This window comes from Bacteroides sp. 3_1_13 (assembly GCF_001185845.1).
Classification (GTDB): domain Bacteria; phylum Bacteroidota; class Bacteroidia; order Bacteroidales; family Bacteroidaceae; genus Bacteroides; species Bacteroides xylanisolvens.
The window spans coordinates 772,343-790,415 of sequence record NZ_KQ236955.1 but is presented as its reverse complement, the minus strand read 5'-3'; the positions used below and the strand labels follow the sequence as shown (position 1 = coordinate 790,415).

Annotated in this window: 10 protein-coding genes; all 10 read right to left on the bottom strand. The window is 43.6% G+C overall.

The genetic code is table 11. The features are described from left to right. Nucleotides 1-3: 3 nt before the first annotated feature. The 10 genes from HMPREF9009_RS02975 to HMPREF9009_RS02930 all read right to left on the bottom strand — a co-directional run bounded on the left by HMPREF9009_RS02975 (nucleotide 4) and on the right by HMPREF9009_RS02930 (nucleotide 18,066). Complete coding sequence (locus HMPREF9009_RS02975) at nucleotides 4-3,192, bottom strand: SusC/RagA family TonB-linked outer membrane protein (RefSeq protein WP_049701394.1); 3,189 nt, start codon at nucleotides 3,190-3,192, stop codon at nucleotides 4-6. Between the two features lie 20 nt (nucleotides 3,193-3,212). Beyond that, the gene (locus HMPREF9009_RS02970; protein WP_049701393.1) at nucleotides 3,213-4,028 is read right to left on the bottom strand and encodes a glycoside hydrolase family 16 protein; all 816 of its coding nucleotides are present in this window, start codon (nucleotides 4,026-4,028) and stop codon (nucleotides 3,213-3,215) included. A gap of 736 nt (nucleotides 4,029-4,764) precedes the next feature. Further along, nucleotides 4,765-8,736, bottom strand: coding sequence for a hybrid sensor histidine kinase/response regulator transcription factor (locus HMPREF9009_RS02965; protein ID WP_049701392.1), 3,972 nt, complete (start codon nucleotides 8,734-8,736; stop codon nucleotides 4,765-4,767). A gap of 668 nt (nucleotides 8,737-9,404) precedes the next feature. Beyond that, a complete protein-coding gene (locus tag HMPREF9009_RS02960; RefSeq protein ID WP_004317010.1) occupies nucleotides 9,405-9,884 on the bottom strand; it encodes a pyridoxamine 5'-phosphate oxidase family protein in 480 nt (159 codons plus the stop codon). A 190-nt stretch (nucleotides 9,885-10,074) separates the two neighbouring features. Next, nucleotides 10,075-12,231 (bottom strand): ribonuclease R, encoded by a 2,157-nt coding sequence (gene rnr / locus HMPREF9009_RS02955; protein ID WP_008643914.1) that lies wholly within the window; start codon nucleotides 12,229-12,231, stop codon nucleotides 10,075-10,077. A gap of 240 nt (nucleotides 12,232-12,471) precedes the next feature. After that, nucleotides 12,472-13,620 carry an FISUMP domain-containing protein gene (locus HMPREF9009_RS02950; protein ID WP_049701391.1) on the bottom strand — a complete coding sequence of 383 codons (1,149 nt, stop codon included), beginning with the start codon at nucleotides 13,618-13,620 and terminating at the stop codon, nucleotides 12,472-12,474. Between the two features lie 35 nt (nucleotides 13,621-13,655). Continuing rightward, nucleotides 13,656-14,789, bottom strand: coding sequence for a fibrobacter succinogenes major paralogous domain-containing protein (locus tag HMPREF9009_RS02945; RefSeq protein WP_049701390.1), 1,134 nt, complete (start codon nucleotides 14,787-14,789; stop codon nucleotides 13,656-13,658). Between the two features lie 3 nt (nucleotides 14,790-14,792). Further along, complete coding sequence (locus HMPREF9009_RS02940; protein ID WP_049701389.1) at nucleotides 14,793-15,833, bottom strand: BACON domain-containing protein; 1,041 nt, start codon at nucleotides 15,831-15,833, stop codon at nucleotides 14,793-14,795. Between the two features lie 7 nt (nucleotides 15,834-15,840). After that, nucleotides 15,841-17,157: a DUF4302 domain-containing protein gene (locus HMPREF9009_RS02935; RefSeq protein ID WP_049702221.1), complete on the bottom strand. Its 1,317-nt coding sequence runs from the start codon at nucleotides 17,155-17,157 to the stop codon at nucleotides 15,841-15,843. A gap of 12 nt (nucleotides 17,158-17,169) precedes the next feature. Next, nucleotides 17,170-18,066 (bottom strand): zinc-binding metallopeptidase, encoded by an 897-nt coding sequence (locus tag HMPREF9009_RS02930; protein WP_049701388.1) that lies wholly within the window; start codon nucleotides 18,064-18,066, stop codon nucleotides 17,170-17,172. Between the last annotated feature and the right edge of the window lie 7 nt (nucleotides 18,067-18,073).

Genomic DNA, 18,073 nt, shown 5'->3' with positions numbered 1-18,073 from the left:
TTTTTAGAATTTCACATTTACATTAAAACCATAGCTTCTGCGTGAAGGCAACGAACCGTATTCAAGTCCCATACCGGTGGTATTGTTGTAGTTGGAATCCGGGTCGATATTCGGGATATTCTTCCATACGATGAACGGATTGCGGGCAACGAACGAAACGGTCAGTCCGCTTACTACATTCTTCAGCCAGGATTTGGGTACATTATAACTCAACGTCAGCTCACGGCATTTTACGTATGAGTTGTCGTAAATAAACATAGAAGGTGCATTACGGCAAACGCTCATCCAGTAGTCTTCCGGATTGATGTAGATGTCGTTGGGGCGATACGTTCCATCACCGTTGTCGATGACACCTGGAGCAACGAATCCGCCTGTCGGCTTCCAGTTATCGGCTCCTTTCGCAATGCCGGCTGCCAATCTTTCTTCTTCCGAGCGATACCAGGCGTCGCGTCCTGCCAATGTCTCCGGACTTTTACCCGATTCGTAAGCAGCACGGGCAGACATAGAATAGAGGTCGGCGCCTACTTTCACATCAAATACCGCTACCAGCGAAAGATTCTTGTAGGTAAAGTTGGTAAGCAATCCACCTGTCCAGTCCCAAGAGGCATTACCCAATACGTGGTTGCTCTTGTCATATTGCGGCAGACCGGTTTGCGGGTCAATCAGAATATCTCCCTTTTCGTTCCGTTGGAAGTCCGGGCCTACAATAGAACCAAAGTTCTCGCCTACCTTAGCGGCCACCTGAACGTCGAGCCAAGATGCTTTTTCCAGTTCAAACATATCCGATTCGCCATCCAGTTCTTTTACCTTGTTGCTGTTTTTGGAGAAGTTCAGATTAATGTCCCAGGAAAAATCGCGTGTTTGAATCGGTCGTGTGCTAAGGGCAATTTCAATACCTTTGTTTTCTATCTTGCCGGCATTAATCAAGCGATAGTTATAACCGGTTGTCCAGGAACTTGCCATTCCCATAATTTGGTTTTTACTGATTTGAGAATAGTAGGTGAAATCCAGTCCGATACGGTTCTTCAGGAATTTCAATTCCAATCCCATTTCCACGGAGTTTGTTTTGGTTGGTTTCAAGTTTTTGTTGGGGATGGTTCCGTTATCGATATATCCGATGGTATATCCGGGATAAGCATATTTGGATTTCGTATAGACGAGTCCCAATTGATAAGGATCGGTATCGCTACCTACTTGGGCCCATGACATACGTAACTTTCCGTAAGGCAGGAGGTCGCCCAGTTTTGTCAGCTCGGAGAATACAAAGCTACCGGAGAAAGAAGGATACATATACATGTTGTTGCCAGTGGGAAGGGTAGACGATTGGTCGCCACGCAACGTAGCATCGAGGTAAAGCATGTGTTTCCATCCCACGTTCACTGCTCCGTAAACCGAATTAATCTGCTTGCGGTAACTGCCGGGCACTACACTGATCTCGTTGAAGCTCGTCAATGAAGGGACATCGCGTATCTTCATGTCTTGAGCGGTGGTAACGGTGGTCTGGTTGTTCACCTTATATACATTGCCGCCTAACGTAGCGTTGAAATCGAAATCACCCCAATGGTTGTTGTAGAGAGCCAACACTTCAAAGTTGTACATGCGGTTGCGGAAAGCACTGTTTTGAAGTCTTCCGGCTTCGAATCCGGGAGTGGTAGGTGCTTTGTAATCATCGAACGTGAACCAGTTGAGTTCGGCGCCCAATGTTGCTTGAAGTTTCAGATGTGGGTCGATGTTCCATACGGCCTTGCCGTTCATGCGGAACAAATCTTTTTTGGATTTATTGAAGTTCTTATAGATATCCCAATACGGATTCACGTTGTAGGGATCCATACCGTTCCAGTTGGAATATTCGCCGTCGGCAGTCTGATAGGTTTGCAACCATTCCTGGTCGTAGGTGGTGGCAAGGGTCATCAGGTTTTTACCGATATTGGACTTGCTGTCGCCCAGAGCCGGACGGTTCTTCACGTCTTCCCGTGTATAGTTGACGCTGAAATCCAAGTCTACCTTTCCTGCAGACGTATTGGCGCGCAGGTTGAAAATGTCACGGCTCATGTGCGTTTGGGGAACAATGTCTTTATTGCGCATGTCCGTATAGGTAAAGCGAATTCCGGTTTTTCCGCTGTTCACACCTATGATGGCGGAGTTGGTGGCGGTGATACCCGTGCGGAAGAAGTTGGACGTATTGTCGGGGACAATGAGGAAAGGGCGTTCCACGCCGTCGAAATACTTCAGCATGTTTGAACCGTCCGCTTTTGGGCCCCAACTTTTGTTTGTGTTGGATATGGCATCATAGCTATAAGTACCATTGCTTCCCATACCGTATATCTGTTGAACTTCGTCCCATTTGGCAAGTTGGGTATCGAAAGTCAGTGTTCCGTTATATTCCACGCTGATTTTATCCTTGTTGGCTCGCTTGGTTGTAATCAAGATAACACCGTGGCTGGCACGGCTACCATAAAGTGCGGATGCCGCAGGGCCTTTCAATACCGACATGTTTTCTACGTCATCGGCATTGATGCTCGAAATACCGTCGCCCAAGTCGAAGCCTCCGTTTGTGCCGGCACTGCCGAAATTAGTGTTGTCCAAAGGTACGCCGTCCACTACATAAAGAGGTTGGTTATTGCCGGTCATTTCGGTACTGCCTCGCAGAATAACGCGCGTAGAACCGGAAGGACCACCGGCGGTCTGGCTGACTACCAAGCCCGGCACACGTCCTGCCATGGAGTTGATAAGATTCGTCTCTTTCGCTTTGGTCAAGGCTTCACCTTTCACTTCATCAATGCCGTAGCCCAACGCTTTGCGCTCTCTCTTGATGCCAAGGGCGGTGACTACCACTTCATCCAATGCTTTGGCATCCTCTTTCAAGGTGATGTTCAAAGGACCTCTTCCCGCTTTTACTTCTTCGGATTTATAACCCACGTAGCTGACAACGAGCGTAGCTCCCGCTTTTACATTCAAACTGAAATTTCCATCCAGATCGGTAATCGTTCCGTTGGCAGTTCCTTTCTCCACTACGGAAGCCCCAATGATGGGACCTGTGGCATCGCTCACTTTTCCGGTTACCTTGTTGCTTTGTTGTTGAATAGCCTGAGAACTTGGTTCCGTTGCTGCATACACTTGCTGGAAACTTCCCGCCATCCAAAGGGCGAGTGTTCCGCAAAACAGTAGATACTTACATTTTTCCATATTCATAGCATGTATATTTAAGATTCCTATAATATTTTCACCCAGTCGATGTACATATTCACTTTCTGACCGTCTTTCAGGCCCGTCAGTTTATTAATATCGGTAATTCCTGTAAACGCACCTCCCACGGCGAGGTTGAACAGGATGTAGAAGTTGTCATGAAAGTATGTGTTCGAGCTAATGTCGAACGTATGAAACTTGACGTTGTCGACGGATATTGTCAGGTTGTTTTCATCCCAATCCAGAGAGTAGGTGTGATAATTGCCGTCTTGCAGGCTGTTGGCAACATTGGCTTTGTAGTATTGCTGTTCGTGAGCCGCTGCGCTAGGGCCATAGTGAATGGCGGTGTTCACTTGTTTTTCCGAATCGCCCGCAGCCATTCCGCTCTGTTCTCCCATTTCCATAATGTCGATCTCTCCGCATGCCGGCCATTCTTTGTCGTTATCTCCCATCATCCAGAACGCAGGCCACAGTCCGCCGTTAGTCTTGGGAAGCTTGATGCTTGCTTCTATCTTGCGATACTTGAAACTCTTTTTCCCTTTTGAATTGATCCTGCCGGAGTAGATTTTATTCCCTTTGCGTTCGGCGGTAAGAATCAGAACCGATTTATCCCCGTCCTTTCCAACGGACACATGAGCAGCATCGTATGCCTGTAGCTCTTGATTGGTCCAACCGGGTTCATGAGTTTCTTTCGTCCATACTTTTTCGTCGAAAAAGTTGAAATCGTCTTTAAAAAGAATGTCTTGTGGATTTTCCTCCGGTTCCGTTCCAACAGAATCCGACGAACAGGATTGTTGCGCGAAGCAAACGGATAAAAATAGGAATAGTGCTACTTTTTTCATCGTTTTAGCATTTTAAAGGTTAAACGTAATATGTGCTTTATACTTGTAAAGCTTGGTGCAAAGATGCTAATATCCGGCTGAAACGATGGTCAGATTGCTGACATATTAGGTTTGATTGCTGACAAATCTGCTGATTTTTATCGAACGGACGTTATCTTACCCATTCTTTTTCGAAGATTATTGCTGTACAAGAATGAGGTAAATGATAATTTTGCGGAGTGCCCTGAAAGGGCTTAATTATATAGCGTAGGGCAACGCCCTACGTAAAAACGACAATCTGAATTTGCGCCCTGAAAGGGCATAATTGTATACGGTTCCGCCCTTTCAGGGCTTGTGGCTGGTGTGTTTTTTTCGTAGGGCGTTGCCCTACGCTATATAATTAAGCCCTTTCAGGGCACCCCAATAAATATATAATTGTAAGGCTTTCAGCCTAACTGCAAAATTCCCATTTAACCGATAATTTCTCATTTAACTGCAAAATTCCCATTTAATTAAGAACGGTACGGAAATGAGGTAAACTCATATAATTATAATTCAAAAAAACTTCCGTAAACATTCTCAAGTATACTTATCACTATGAGAAAAAATACTCATAGGTATGAGAAGAAATACTCATTACAATGAGAACTTTTTCTCATTGCAGTGAGAATATACCCTTGTCAGAATAGGCTGAAACAGTGCATTACTGTACCGGAAACGAGCTAATTTTAATTCAAAACCGAACATGAATGCTTGTCTACTTCCCACTATATTTACTTGGCTGCATCCCGAATTGTTTCTTGAACAATGAACTGAAATACTTCGTGTTGACAAATCCGGTTTCGGCGGCGACATCGGTTACGCTTTTACCTTCTTTCAGCAGTTCGGCAGCTTTTTGTAGCCGGATGATACGGATAAACTCTTGCGGTCCTTTTCCCGTCAGTGATTTAAGGCGACTGTAGAATAGTGTCCGGCTCATTGCCATTTCATGGCACAAGAGATTGATGTTGAAATCGGGTTCATCCAAATGTTCAAGAACAAACCGGGTAGCTTGCATGATAAACCGGCGGTCGCCCTCGGCCATTGTTTCGCTTGCTGTCGTTACGTTTTTGTTGTCGATACTTTCATTGTTTTCATTGCTTTCATTGTCGTCACGTTTGCCGCCCGCCTCTACTTGAGCGATGGCTTGCCGCATGAAAAACTGCCGTTGCCTGTTTCGATTGTCAATCAATCCTTGTACTTTCAATTTCAGTATCTCTGTACTGAATGGTTTGGGGATATAATCATCCGCGCCTTTCTTCAATCCTTCCACTATTGCTTCGTGGTTAGCCTTTGCCGTCAGCAGAACGACGGGAATACCTGATGTGTCAGGATTTTCCTTGACCATTCTGCAAAGCTCGTCACCCCGTATGCCGGGCATCATGACGTCGGAGAGGATGATGTCCGGATATTCATTGGCGAGACAGGCGATAGCTTCGTGTCCGTCGGCAACATCAATCACTCGATAGAGGTGTTCAAAGGTTTGGCGGAGGTAGTGACGGAGAGTTTCGTGGTCTTCTACAATGAGCAATGTATTCCGGTCGTCCGGATCTTTCATTTTATCCGTTTCGTGGCTATTATTATTCGATGTGCCGGCAAGGTGTTCGAGGGATGATTCGTGCGACACGGGTTCGGCTACGGTGGTGGTTCGTGGCAATGTTACGATGAAAGTAGTTCCCTTGCCCTCTTCGGAACAGAAAGTGATTTTTCCATGCAGCATCTTTACAATGCGTTGCACCTGCAACAGTCCGAATCCGGTTCCTTCTTCCTGTGACTGCCGGGCATTTTCGGCTCTGTAAATATCGGAGAAGATGTGCTTCTTCGCTTTCTTCGGTATGCCTATTCCGTTATCTTTCAACGAAAGGATGGCTTTGCGTTTCGTGGCTTTCAAATCCAGACTGATTTCTCCCTGGGGCATGGTGTATTTGCAGGCATTGGAAAGAAGATTGTCGAGTAACATCTCTATCAGGTGTTTGTCGGCCGAAACGAAAACGGATTCGTCGGGTTGGGTCAGATTCAGTGTCAACTGCTTCTTCTCGCAAAAAGACCGGAAGACGGAGACTTCTTTCAGCAAAACTTCATTCAGACAAAGCGGAACCGATGAAGAGGATGGCTTGTGGGCGTCTACCTTTTCAAATTCGAGCAACTGTGTAATGAGCGAATGGAGTTTCCGGGTACTTTCATGAGCCAGATTCAGGTAATAACGGGCTTTGTCCGAGAGATCCTGTTCCCGGTTCAAATCCTCCAGCGGTGCCATGATAAGCGTTACCGGCGTGCGAATGTCGTGTGCCGTGTCGATAAAGAAACGTATTTTGTCTTCGTCGTATTTCTTTTGGAGCTGGTTGCTCTTATAGCGCAGGATGAAATAGAAAACGAAGCCTATTATAAATAGGTAAATAGTCCAAGCCCACCACGAGTTCCACCATGGCTGGCTCACTTTCACTTCTAAGGTGCTTTCGGAGATAGTCTTTCCGTCGCTGCGCCGCAGGCTGCGCACCTTAAAAAGATAAGTGCCCGGCGATACCTTGGTGTAGGATGCCTTGCCCTCGGCAGACGGTTTGCTCCAGTCATTGTCATACCCTTCTAAAATATGCTGATAGACAATATCGCGCTGGAAACGATAGTTGATAGATTCAAAAGAAACGGTAAACGAGTTGTATTTATAGCCGAGCCGTACCGCACGGTCGGCAAGCATATCATGGATGGCAGGTTTCAACGATTCTTCTTCCTGGACGTTTTGATAATCAACTGTCAGCCCTGTGAAACGCAGGAGCGTCCAGTAGTCTACGGTTGAAATGTCGAGTGGCATGATAAAGACAGCGCCATCCGTGCTGCCATACACGAACTCGCCGTTCATCAACCGGGCAAATGAGGATTTGTTATATTCCTTGTCTATATTGCCCGCATAGTTGAGGTTCGACACGCGCAGGCTGTCTATCAAGGCAATTCCTTTTCCGGTGCTGACCCACAAGCGTTTCTTGTCGTCTCGCTGCAAACTATATATATCGTTGGACGGCAATCCCTCTTGAACAGTGAAAGTCTTTACCGTCCGGTTTTTCATGTCATATAGATTCAATCCTCCCCCTTCGGTTCCCAGCCACACGGTTCCGTCGTCATTGAACAGCATAGAGATGATATAAGCACTGACATTCTGATTGTGAAATTCCTGGGAATTGGCATAGTGCTGTATATTCCCTGTATGTTTGTCCACCAGGAAGAAACCATTGACGGTAGCCACCGCTACCCGGTTTCGGTCGATAGGTTCAATGGATTGTACCCAATTCACGTCGAAAGACCGTCTGCTGCCTTTTTCTTTTTCAAACATGATCAGGCATCCGTCCAGACCTCCTATCCATAAGTCTCCCTCCATGTCTTGTCTGACGGAGAAGATATAATTGGTAGTCAATTGCCCTTGTTGCTTGGTGAGATGGCGTAACACGCGTCCGTTGTTATCCAGTAGATACACTCCGTCTCCGTACGTTCCTACCCATACGTTCCCATTTCCGGATGTGCAAAGAGAAATGGTTACGATTTCTTTCAGCACGTGTTTCCAGGTGCCTGACAGGGTGTTTCGGATGCTGATTCCATCATCAGTAGCGAACCATTGGTTGCCATCCGGGTTTTCTTCGATATCATTTACGTTGTTGCTGATGAGAGAATGGGTATTTCCCTTTTCGTGTGCTAATATCGAAATGGGATATTTCAGCAGGATAGCCACGGATACACCTCCCGTATAACTACCTATCCAGATGTTGCCCTGGTCGTCTCTGGTTACGGCATATACGCCGTTTCCGCGCAGGTAAGTATCTGTGTCATCTTTGGTGTTCATCAGTAAACGGGCTTTCTTAGTGTCCTTGTCTATCGCATACACACCGCCACCGTCTACGCCTATGAGTATGGTATGTACATCATAGTCTGTAATTGCCCGTATCGGATGAAGGAACGTGCTCCCTTGTCCCTCCAGCGCAAGCACTTTGGAAGTGTCGAGGTTCATCACAGACAAACCGCTGCCAAATGTGCCTATCCAGAGTTCTTTTTTCGGTTTGTCGCAGAACAATGTTTGTACATTCCACCCCTCAAGCAGTTGGCGTTTCCTATCCGGCAAGGCGTGTGACAGTTGCCAGACTCCGTTAGAAGTACCCACAAAAAGCGACTCGCCGGCAAATGCGATGTCGTTGACATATTGTCCTTTCAGTACGGCAACTATACGATGGTCCGCTTCTTGCTTGTATAGTCCTTTATCCGCCCCCATCCACCAGGTTCCGTCACTATCCAAACAGAGTTTGTTCAAGATGACTTCTTCCTGAATCAATTGTCCCAGGTGGAGGACTTGCTCAAAATGATCCAGGATGGTGGAGTATCGGTAAATTCGTCCGGTATGGTCGTAGGCAAACAGTCCTTGTTGTGCGTCGTACAATAAGTAAAGCCTGCGTCCGGCAAGATCGCCATAATAGAAACTGCCCGGTAAATCATAGTTCTTTACCGTATGACCGTTGTATCTGTCTATTCCGGTTTTTGTAGCAATCCACATCGCACCGTCTCCATCCTCGACAATCGAAAAAACACGTTGACTACTAAGGCCTTCTGCATAGCCTACATGCCTGACATCGAACATCCGGTTGGTCAGTTCGGCTTTGACAGCCATATTTATCATTAGTAGTAAGGTGATAACAAGATTAAAACGAACCATATTCTTTTAATTGTTGACATTACAAAGATAAAGTTTCTTTAGAAAATCCCAACAGAATAGGGGTGTGAAATTAGAAGGAATATTCAGTAAATCTTCCTAATAATCATGTTATAAACGGCTGTCTTGGTACTGGTGTATAGGGAGAATGGATATTATGAAGCAGGGAAGAATACCTTATCTCCCCTTTATTATTGTATTAAGTTACCGCTCTTCTTGCATCAGACTACCGATATAGTTAGCTTCCCACGGCCGTGACGACTTCTCTTCACGGCCGTGAAGAGAAGTTACCACAGCTGTGGGAAGATCTCCCCACGGCTGTGGTGAATTAACTATATCGGTGGTTTAACGGATGGATAATGAAGGGATAATAGATATATACCGGTTGCACTTCCTACGTAATACAAGGAAGTAGGACAACATTTAGAATGAAACAGGGTGAGGGTAACTGCCTACCCTCACTTACTATCACCTTTACCCTCACACCTGTAATGCCGATGAATAAAGAGATACAAGCAGAGGATGAGGGTGTGAGGGTAAAAGTGTTCTAAACTTTTGTTTAGAGAAATTTGCTTGTAGATACTCCGTCATGCTTCTTGAATGCTGAATTCGTTTCTTAAACGGGTGTGGCACATGAAGTTAAATTCATTAGCCGAAAGCCGGAAACTGTTTTATGGCTTTTCGTTGGCTCGCAGACCGAATACTTTTCCTGTCATCTGCCGGACAGCTACTTTCCACACTTTTACGTTACGTACGGCAGGATCGGAATAGCTGAATGCGTTGTCTGTATAATGACGCATGATAATATCCAGTGCACGACGTTTATCGTCTATCTCTTCGATGAATTCTACTTGTCCCCGACACATCGCGCTTTCGGAACGCATACTGTAACTGCAGGCTACCTTTTCGTGTTGGTAGACAAGTTTATGTCCAAGGCTGAAAGTGATGCATACATTATTATTATGTTCCAACATCTCTAACTTGCTGCCTTCGGGACCTGAATGCAGATATATGATACCATTTTCATAACCGAAGTTCATGGGAACTACATAGGGATTACCTTCTAAATCTGTAATGCCCACAAAACAGGCATCGCAATGCAGAATAATGGACTCGATTCGTTGTTTGTCTTCGATAATGACAGTCTTCATGGATATATGAATGTTATAATAGTAAGAATAATCAAAATGATACGCTAAAGTACAGACTTACGACTGATTACACAAATCTATGCGAACTTTTTTCTCGTTACTTTCACAGATTTATCTAATCAATCGTATTTCTGTACTAATGTTATCAGGGGTTGAATGAGCTTTTCAGTTTGCTTGAATATTCAAACTTTTACTTTTCTATTAATTCAAAATCCAATTGTTTCTTTTCCAGATTGGCACGAGCTACCCGAACAGTAATAGCGTCTCCCAAACTGTATATTTTATTTTTGCGGCGTCCGCGAAGACAATAGTTCTTCTCGTCGAATTCGTAGTAGTCATCATCCAGATCACGAACAGGGACCAGACCTTCACATTTGTTTTCGTTCAGTTCTACATAAAGTCCCCACTCGGTTACGCCGGAGATTACACCGTCGTAAATCTGCCCCAGACGTTCGCTCATAAATTCCACCTGTTTATATTTGATGGAAGCACGTTCGGCATTGGCTGCAATTTGTTCCATGTTCGAGCTGTGGTCGCAGAGGTCTTCGTACTTGGCTTCGGATACGCTACGTCCTCCGTCCATATACTTCGTCACCAAACGGTGTACCATCATGTCCGGGAAACGGCGGATGGGAGAAGTAAAGTGAGTGTAATATTCGAAAGCTAGTCCGTAGTGACCGATGTTATGGGTTGAGTAACGTGCTTTCTGCATGGCGCGGATGGATACGGTTTCTATCAGGTTCTCTTCTTTCTTTCCGTGTATGTCGTCCAGCAAGTGGTTGATGGATTTTGAAATATCCGTCTTCGTTCCGCTTGTACGCACTTTGTAGCCGAAGCGTGCGATGAACTGTGACAAGTTCTCCAACTTCTCCGGATCGGGTAGGTCGTGGATACGGTAAGGAAGCACTTTGGCTTTCTTGTTCTTCGGCACACATCCTATCTTTTCTGCTACGGTCTTGTTAGCGAGCAACATGAATTCTTCCACTAGTTTATTGGCATCTTTTGACTCCTTGAAGTAAACGCTGATTGGTTTTCCTTTTTCGTCAATTTCGAACTTCACTTCGTAGCGGTCGAAGTTGATAGCTCCTGCAGAGAAGCGTTTTTCGCGCAGTGCTTTGGCAATCGTATCTAATGTGAGTACTTCTTCTTTGAAGTCTCCTTCTTTTGTTTCTATGATTTGTTGTGCCTCTTCGTAGGTGAAGCGACGGTCGGAGTTGATAACCGTATGTACGATGCGTGAGTCTCTGACTTCTCCTTTTTCCGTAATATCGAAGATAACGGAGAAAGCTAGTTTTTCTTCGTTCGGGCGGAGTGAACAAATGAAGTTACACAACCGTTCGGGAAGCATCGGGATGGTACGGTCTACCAGATAAACGGAAGTTGCCCGCTTTTCTGCTTCCTTGTCGATGATGCTGCCTTCTTTTACGTAATGTGTCACGTCGGCAATGTGTACACCTACTTCCCACAATCCGTCCTTTAGCTTGCGGATGGAAAGTGCGTCGTCAAAGTCTTTGGCATCTTTCGGGTCGATGGTGAAAGTTGTTACCTTACGGAAATCTTCGCGTTTGGCAATCTCTTCTGCTGAAATCTCGGCAGGAATCTTATCTGCTGCTGTCTCTACTGCTTTCGGATATACATACGGCAGACCGAACTCCGCAAGAATTGCGTGCATCTCTGTGGTGTTGTCGCCAGCCTGACCTAATATATCTATTACTTGTCCGATAGGATTCTTTGCCTTGTCCGGCCATTCGGTTACTTTCACAATGGCTTTATCTCCGGTCTTTCCGCCTTTCAGCTTATCTTTTGGGATGAAAATATCATTGGCTAATGTACGGTTCTCTGTCACCAGAAATGCGTATGACTTAGCTACTTCCAGTGTGCCGACGAATGTATCGTTGGCGCGTTCCAGTATTTCGATGACTTCTCCTTCGGCTTCTCTGTTCTTCCGTTTGGCATAGAAGGTTATCTTTACCTTATCGTTATTCATCGCATGTGCGGAATTACGTTCGGCCACGAATATCGGGTCGCCCCCTTCTTCAGGAATAAACGAGTTCTTACCGTTGCTCTTCCGTTGGAAAGTACCTGTCATCTCCGTTCCGTGACTGTTCAGGCGGAACTTTCCTTTTTCTATTTCACTGATATAATCGTCAGCTAAAAGGTCATGTAATATATCGACGCATAACATTTTTTGCGGATGGGTAGTGAGACGCAGTTCCGAAAATATATATTTCATACTCAAGGTCTCGCTGGATTTGGCATGGAAAAAGTCTATTAATAGTGCTGCCAGCTCTTTCTTACTCATTCTCTTGCCGGCCTTTTTCTCTTTCTTTTCTTTCTTTTTTGCCATAATGTAGTCTTTTAAAATATCTAGTTACAAAGATATATAATAAAATGGAAGAACATTCAGAATTTGTTTTATTTCGTGATATTGGATATCGACTAATTATATGTTTGAGTGAGTTGGTAACTAGGTGTAAAAAGATATATTAAAAGGGAAGCATATCTCTCGACATACTTCCCTTATCTTTAAGAGAGAATTTATTAATTCTGTAATGAACTAATTGATAAATGTTTATCTACAATATAGTTAATCTTTTACGCAACGTACTGAAAGGCCACGTTTTACTTGTATTCCTCCTTTATCAGAAGAATAACCTAACCCATAACTCATATTACTGAAATATACAGTTCCTGCTCCGTAAGTAGCTTGGTCTGTGCTCCAAAAGTCTGTTCTACTCTGTGACTTAGGCATTTCAAAACTTCCGCTCTGATAACATTGTCCGGCAGGTATAACATTAAAGCCATAGGTGTCACGTGGACCTTTAGCGAGATCAGGATTTTCATCTATCATGCCGGATTCTCCCCAACCGTCAGCATCCAGTTTTCCTGTCAATGCTGACCAGACGTTTTTACAGTCTTTATCGGAGTATTTATTTCCTTCATCATCTGTCCATACATTACCTTCAACTGGTGCTAATTCATCTGCAACAAAATTTTCTAGTTTTTTCCACTCTGCTTTGCTGGGTAGATGCCATCCGTTAGGACAGATTCCTTGAATACCACTTGGTATGGCATCCGCATTTCCACCGGTTGCGTTCTTTTGGTTCATAGCGGCATACCAATTATACAAGACTCCGTATGTCTTGTATTCTTTCGTGGCTTTAGCTGCATTTACATCTTTGCCATCATAGTTGAAAACAAAATAGAGCGGATCTCCATCACTGGTAGCGGCATCTTCCGGTTTGCTAACTGATGGTAAATAAGCCAAGTTCTCTGCCATCCATATTTGTTCACCAATTGTAACAATTTTGTATTCATGATTATCCCGTGGGTCAATCATCTTTCCTTCTTCCGGTTCTGGGGTTGGTTCGGTCTTTTTTAGTGTGACATTTACTTCACTTGTCGCCATGGCACCTTGATCGCCTTTGACGGTCAGTTCAATTTTTAGTGCTCCTACGGCTTGACTGGCTTCGAATGTGTATTCATAACTAAATGGAACAGAAGTTACTTCTGAAATTTGTTTGTCTCCGATTTTAAGAGTAACATTCGATATTTGACCAATGTCAACAGTTGCTTCTCCTTTGATTGTCACCTTTTCAGCTATGTCTATCGTTGCTCCTTCAGTAGGAGAAGATATGGCACATGTTACATGTTGTTCTGGAGCGGGATCATTGTTGTCATCACCGCAAGCCGTTAGTCCTAAGACTAAAAATAAAAGGAATCCTAACTTCTTCATAATTGTATTTTTATTTAGTGAGTAATAATATATGGTTAATCTTTGATACAACGAACGGGGAGTCCTACTCCCGGATTAAATTCTGCATTGGTTACAAATGTGTGGAGGTCTGACCACATACGTACGGTAATACCAAATTCTGGTCCCATTTGTACTCCCGCTGTCGAACTCCACCAACCCGCACTGTAGGCTGAATGCATCCAATCTTCGTCGCCTGCACAAGCACGGAAACCTATAGGCAGACCATTGAATAAGGTTGCATTATTCTTTTCCATCTCAACTCCAACCCAGGTTGGCTGTGGTTCTATTTCTGTGTATTCCGGCATCATCCACATCGTTGTTGAAGCTAGAGCCTTTGCTAGGGCTGTTTCATCTACTTGACCATCATTCATAATTGCTGCCATTCCGGAATCTAATACATATTGAGATAATTTTTGCCATTCTTTTTGAGAAGGAATATGCCATCCATCAGGACAAACTCCTTTTATTATACGTGTTTCATCGGGACCTAAAGCCGTTTCGTTTTGTAGAGCAGCAGGTAGGTTGTAATAGGCTCCATATGCATTCAGGAAACCTTTTCCAAGTTCTGTTTTTGCATCATTATCAAACATTACGTAATATCTTGGTTCGGTTGAGGACACATCAAACTGTTGCTCTGGTAGATAGCGTAAATTTTCTGCCATCCATAACTGGTCTGCAAGTTGTACGGTTTTGTATGTATTTCCATCACGGGTATCGGTTAGCACTTCTCCATATTGAGGGGGAGCAGGCCTGTTTCCTTGTTCTGTTGTCACTGTAATAGTTGCCAAGGCACTACCTTCGTGATCTCCTTTAACTGCTAACTCAATTTTCAGTTCTCCCGGTTCGGCATCTTTGGAGAAGGTATACTCATAATAGAATGGAACTGAAGTGATGTCAGTGATAATCTCTTCCCCGACTTTCAGTTCTGCAGAAATGATTTTACCATAGTTTGTAGTCCCTTCTCCTCTGATAATCAGTTTGTCTGACATAATAACGGTTGCGCCATCAGTTGGCATAAATATCTCACAGCTTACCTGTTGGTCCGGAAGTATTTCTCCTCCTCCGCTTGCGGTGCTGTTGTCATCTTTACAGCTTGCACCAAGTAATCCTAATGCCACGATAAAGCTAGTTAATAGTATCTTTTTCATATGTTATTGGATTATGTCTTCTTTAAATAGAATACAATTAATAAAAATGGACAGATTGTCTATAACTTTCTGTAGTTTTGCATCTTCATATACCCGGAAAACAAAACCGAAAGGATCACTTTCTTTTATTCCGGAAAAAGCGAAAACGAATGTTCCGTCTGTTAACATTACGGGGCCTAATGAGATTGTTACAGAAGGATCTTTTACATAATATAGGTCAGAGCTAAGAATTTCGAATGAGAGATATAAATTGTCCTCGAAGACTCCTAGGTTTTGACCGGCCCCAAAAGCCAGGCAATTGTCTATGGCTTTTGCTTTCAGTTTGTAAGGCAATCCGGTTAGAATGTTTGAAAGCAGGTATGTTCCGTCTTCCTGTTTCTCAATGGTGACATCTTTCAAACCGTAATTCATTTGCCCGTCTGAAAACATACCTTGCCATGTTCCGGTAAGCTCGTCAACATCATATTGTATTACCTGATAAGAAGCCGATCTGTCTTTTGCTGCCACATTGACAATAGCTCCTCTCATTCTTCCGGAGGTATTTTCTTTTACCTTGAAATTTATTCCCTTCGCATTCTGTTCAAATGACAACCATTCTTGAGCTTCTGCGGGTATGTCTATTGTATAATCGAAAGAACTTTGTAGTTTTATTGGCAGAGTAGCTGCTTTATTGTCGGTACGGAGCATCCATTCGTCTTTGCCGAAGATGAAAACAGCTCCGGATTGATTGATGTTGAATGCTTCTGTCTCTACTCCGTTACTGATTGTCAATAAAGCATTTCTACCGGAGTACCCGGTATTTTCTTTTACTTCGAATACCACTTCATTAGGATTTACTTCTTTCAGCACACACCAATCGACGTCAACATCTGCTGTTATATTTCCTGTTGACTGAAGTTGTATGTATCCTTTTCCGCCGGTAGCTTGGAAATTAGTATTTACAGCTTTGATTTCTAACTTGGATTCGCTGCTTTCCGTATCATTGCATCCCGCTATTGCTACGATGCAAAGTACAAATAAGAATATATTAAAAAGCTTTCTCATAATCGTATTAATTACTTTCGTTTTCTTTTACCATTAAGATTGAGTTGTACCAGCTCCAGTAACCCATTAGTCCGGAGGTTGAATATTCATCAGATGAATAAGCCCAGATTATCAATGATGTAATTTCCTGGCTTGCTTTATCCGCAAAGTAAAAAGTGAAAGGGTTGCTGTTTGTCGTCACATTTATCAATCCGTTGCGTAGGCGTGATGGCAGACTTAATTCTGTGTGGGCATAGCCTTCCACACCTGCCGCGCACGCAAAGTAATAAGACGATGAAGAAGTCGAACTTATACTTTGTGAATCTAAAACTAGTTTTCCGCTGGCTTTGTCATACTGGAGGGTGAAGTTGAATCCGCCAATACTTTTCAGTGTATAACTTTCTCCTCTGACTTTAGGAGAGATGGTTACAGATTGCGAAGTTGGCCCTTCGTCATAATCGTCAATCGTTGCAGTGTAGGTACCGATATAGTCTTCATATTGTAGATAGTTTTCGGGATAATATTCTTTAAGTACGATGTCAGTTGCTCCTGCGTCGGTACAAACAAATAGTCTGGACTTTCTATCCCATTTGAAGTTTTGGACTTCAAGTCCGTTGACATTGTACGGGGATTGTAACTTTAATCCTTTTTCTGTGTAGATATAGGGTAAACTTCTTGCACTACTATAATCGGCGCTGTAAGCGGAGAATGTAGCCATTGTGCCATTGTTGCGTATAAAGTAATTCAGTACTTGTCCGCCTTTCTCCATGCGGTATGTATTTAGAAAAGCATCTTTCTCAATGTTAATGATATCTTCAATCTGAATACGCCATGGTATATCTTTGGGCATAGGCGTCATCTCCATTATGTTTTTGTGTTTTTTTCCTTGCAGAATTACTTTGTCGGGAGTTGCGCTCATTATAATAAACTCGTAATCCCCTCCTAGGTTCATGTTCAGGCCTAAAGGACCTGAAAACATATGGATTAGTGGGTTGTATGAATCGAAAGTGAGCATTGTGCTTTGTTCCGATTTTACTTGATACAGAGAGGTTATTATAGTTCCCGGTTTATAGCTTTCTGCGCCTGTTTCCGAAGCCATTTCTACCTGCTTCCCGTCAAATTTCATTAGTAAAGTGACTGCACCTGCAGAATAGTTGCTTCCTATGTAATATTCCAGTTTCCAGCCGTTCGGCACATCTTTAAGAATCTCCTGGCATTTGATTACATCGGCTGTGGCTCTATTGGCAGATGATTCGTCGAATATTTCTTCTTCGGAGAAAAGACAAGATTGCAAAACAATGCAGGCCAATGCCAGAAGTGTGTATATGGATAGATATTTCTTCATAATTTTCATATTTTATTCAATAATACTTAAGTCTACATAGCCGTTTGCTATGTCATCCTGGCGTCGTAGAACAATCTCGCGTAATTCGTCCAGATTGATTCCCCAGGTTTGTTCCATATAACTATAGACTATTTCGAATTTCTGCTTTATGAGTGTACGGCCGTTTTCACCGGCATTTTGCAGCATGTTATTCCAGTAGTCTTTGGTATTTGTGACATACACTGCGATGTTCTCCACAAAATCTTCACGTGATTCACTCATTGCATAAGGAGTGACAAATCCTTGTTGCCATGCATTGCGGTCGGCTCCCACCATATACCAGTCGCTACCGATGTAGGCATTTTCCGTAATACGGTCAAAGGCCGGATCATAGTTTTTAGTTTGATGCAGAATATGTGCGAACTCATGGTGCATTGTCTGGAAATAGTAGTCGTTTAACAGGTTAATATCTATTTGGTCGGGATTGATGTCATTTACATTGTATAATGTAATTTTCATGCCGCCTTCAGCTGTTCCTAATACCATAGTTCCATTGTCTTCATAGGCGGGGGAACCGATAAAGTGGATTGTCTTAGGAATATATTGGCGTAAGAAGTTCGGATTGCCTGTTGCTTCATCGTATGCTTCCAGCCACACATGTTTGATAATTTTAGCCAGTACCACAGACTTTTTGTATTCGGCAGGTGCTAATATGTGTGTCATGTCGCTCTCGTTATCTTCCATGCGATATTTTAATGCAATGTTGTATGGATGGGTATAATTGCCTAATATCCACTTGTCGAATGGGCTACGATCTACTTCTTCTGTGGAGAAAATGCTGTTTGCTTTGTCTACGTCTTCGTCATTGTTGCAAGCACCCAGTCCACAGGTCAATGTCATGATTAAACTGTATATGATGTATTTCTTCATATTTTTT